Source organism: Nocardioides sp. (assembly GCF_031422975.1).
Lineage (GTDB): Bacteria > Actinomycetota > Actinomycetes > Propionibacteriales > Nocardioidaceae > Nocardioides.
Map to the genome: position 1 here is coordinate 1 of NZ_JANPEO010000353.1, position 2798 is coordinate 2798.

General features: G+C 67.5%; 3 protein-coding genes and 2 pseudogenes. All 5 read right to left on the bottom strand.

The annotated features are described in order from the left end of the window. Window positions 1-698 (bottom strand): annotated as a pseudogene (locus RMO85_RS10740) (NADH dehydrogenase subunit D); the annotation flags it as partial. Continuing rightward, window positions 698-1423 carry an NADH-quinone oxidoreductase subunit C gene (locus RMO85_RS10745; RefSeq protein WP_310528720.1) on the bottom strand — a complete coding sequence of 242 codons (726 nt, stop codon included), beginning with the start codon at window positions 1421-1423 and terminating at the stop codon, window positions 698-700. The gene RMO85_RS10745 and the pseudogene RMO85_RS10740, both read right to left, overlap by 1 nt. Continuing rightward, complete coding sequence (locus RMO85_RS10750) at window positions 1420-1974, bottom strand: NADH-quinone oxidoreductase subunit B family protein (protein ID WP_310528721.1); 555 nt, start codon at window positions 1972-1974, stop codon at window positions 1420-1422. Before RMO85_RS10750 ends, RMO85_RS10745 begins: the two co-directional genes overlap by 4 nt. Before the next feature lie 13 nt (window positions 1975-1987). Continuing rightward, complete coding sequence (locus RMO85_RS10755) at window positions 1988-2347, bottom strand: NADH-quinone oxidoreductase subunit A (protein ID WP_310528722.1); 360 nt, start codon at window positions 2345-2347, stop codon at window positions 1988-1990. A gap of 231 nt (window positions 2348-2578) precedes the next feature. Then, window positions 2579-2798, bottom strand: a pseudogene (locus RMO85_RS10760) (sugar kinase); the annotation flags it as partial.

The following is a 2798-nucleotide window of genomic DNA, read 5'->3' on the forward strand; positions in this document are numbered from 1 at the left end:
TTGAAGATCGGGTTGGCGTTGCAGAGTGCGGCGTACTCGGGCAGGCGCTTCCTCATCAGGGCGATGAAGTCGCGGATCTCGTCGAGGGCGCCGGGTGGCAGATCCTGGGCGACCCCGCCGGGACGGATGAACGCGTGGTTCATCCGGAGTCCGGTGATCAGCTCGAACAGGTCGAGCACCAGCTCGCGCTCGCGGAACCCGATCGTCATCACGGTCAGGGCGCCGATCTCCATGCCGCCGGTCGCGATGCAGACCAGGTGGGAGGAGATCCGGTTGAGCTCCATCAGGAGCACGCGCATGACCTGCGCCTTCTCGGGGATGACGTCCTCGATGTCGAGCAGGCGCTCGACGCCGAGGGAGTACGTCGCCTCGTTGAAGAACGGCGAGAGGTAGTCCATCCGGGTGCAGAACGTCACGCCCTGCACCCAGGAGCGGTACTCCATGTTCTTCTCGATGCCCGTGTGGAGATAGCCGATGCCGCAGCGGGCCTCGGTGACAGTCTCCCCCTCGAGCTCGAGGATGAGCCGCAGCACGCCGTGCGTGGAGGGGTGCTGGGGTCCCATGTTGACCACGACCCGCTCCTCGGCGGCGTCGCCGAGGCCCTGGGTGATCGAGTCCCAGTCCTGGCCGGTGACGGTGAAGACCTTGCCCTGGCTGGTCTCGCTGGGGTCGGCGTACAAATCCTGGTCGGTGCTCATCAGCTGTAGGACCTCCGCTGGTCCGGCGGCGGGATGGTGCCGCCCTTGTATTCCACGGGGATGCCGCCCAAGGGGTAGTCCTTGCGCTGCGGGTGGCCCGGCCAGTCGTCGGGCATGAGGATCCGGGTCATGGCCGGGTGGCCGTCGAACTGGATGCCGAACATGTCCCACGTCTCGCGCTCGTGCCAGTCGTTGGTCGGGTAGATGCTGACCAGGCTGGGGATGTGCGGGTCGGCGTCGGGGCAGGTGACCTCGAGCCGGATGCGCCGGTTGTGGGTCATCGACAGCAGGTGGTAGACCGCGTGCAGTTCGCGTCCGGCGTCGTCGGGGTAGTTGACGCCGCTGACGCCCGAGCAGAACTCGAAGCGGAGGACCTCGTCGTCGCGGAGCATCTGCGCGACGAACGGCAGGTCCTCGCGGCGGACGTGGAAGGTGATCTCGCCCCGGTGGACCACGACCCGCTCGATGGCGGCGTCGAGGTCGGTGGCCTTCTGGCGAGCCTCGAGGGCGTCGGCCACCTCGTCGAACCAGCCACCGTAGGGCCGCTGGGAGTCGCCGGGGTAGACGATCGGGGTGACCAGACCGCCGAAGCCCGAGGTGTCGCCCGTGCCCGTGACACCGAACATGCCGGTGCGCGAGCCGACGGCGCGCCTGATCTCCTGGTCGCCGGCGACCAGGTCGGTCGAGGGGTCCTGGCCGTGCGTGTCGGGTGTCGTGTCACTCATCGGAGCAGGCCTCGCATCTGGGAGGTCGGCAGCGCCTTGAGGGCGTTGGACTCCTGCAGCTCGATCTCGGCCAGACGGTTGACGCCGAGCTTGGCGTTCTGGACCTGGTCGTGCAGCTTGAGGATCGCGTCGATCAGCATCTCCGGGCGAGGCGGGCAGCCGGGGAGATACATGTCGACGGGCACGACGTGGTCGACGCCCTGGACGATCGCGTCGTTGAAGAACATGCCGCCCCTGCTCGCGCACACGCCCATGGCGAGCACCCACATCGGGTCGGGCATCTGGTCGTAGATCTGGCGCAGGACCGGAGCCATCTTGTTGCTCACCCGACCCGCCACGATCATCAGGTCGGCCTGGCGAGGGCTGGCTCGAAAGACCTCCATGCCGAAGCGGGCGAGGTCGTACTTGGGACCGCCGGTGGTCATCATCTCGATGGCGCAGCAGGCCAGGCCGAAGGTGGCCGGCCAGAAGGACGCCTTGCGCATGTAGCCCGCGACGCCCTCGACGGTGGTGAGCAGCACACCGCTCGGAAGCTTCTCTTCAATACCCATCAGTCAGTGACCCTCAGTCCCAGTCCAGTCCGCCGCGGCGCCATACATAGGCGTACGCCACGAAGACAGTGGCGATGAAGATGACCATCTCGACGAGACCGAAGAACTTCATCGCGTCGAAGTGCACGGCCCACGGGTAGAGGAAGATGATCTCGATGTCGAAGACGATGAAGAGCATCGCGGTGATGTAGTACTTCACCGGGAACCGGCCGCCGCCGACGGGCTGCGGGGTGGGCTCGATGCCGCATTCGTAGGAGTCCAGCTTGGCCCGGTTGTAGCGCTTGGGGCCGATGGCGGCACTCATGATCACGGAGAACACCGCGAACCCGGCCGCCAGGAGGGCCAGCGCCAACACTGGGGTGTAGAGCTCCATCCTGCGTTCCTTCCTTCTCGTCGCCGACGATCTCGGCACCCCACTTCGTGACTTTGTGAACAAGTTCACGAGTGGCGCGCACCACAGTCTAGGGCGCGCGATGCCGTGCGTCACGCCGGGGGTCGGGCGCCTCAGAACCGCCTCTCGGCGGCGGTTTAGCCCATGTCGGCGTTGCGTAATTCGCGGCCTCGGAGCCTCCGCCTGCCTCCGCTGCGATGGCCCTCGATCGGCTCAGAAGCGTCGGTGCGCCAGCGCGGCATCGACCGCGCGCGGCGACAGCACGGCGTCGAGGGCGAGGCGCACGCATCCGACCAGTCCCGCCTGCTCGCCGTACGTCGCGGGCAGCAGCTGGAGGTCGCGGCCGGCCAGCGCCGTGGTGCCCGCGAAGAGCGTGTCGCGCAGTCCGGCCGCGAAGGTGTCGAAGGCGACCCCCATGTCGCCGCCGACCACC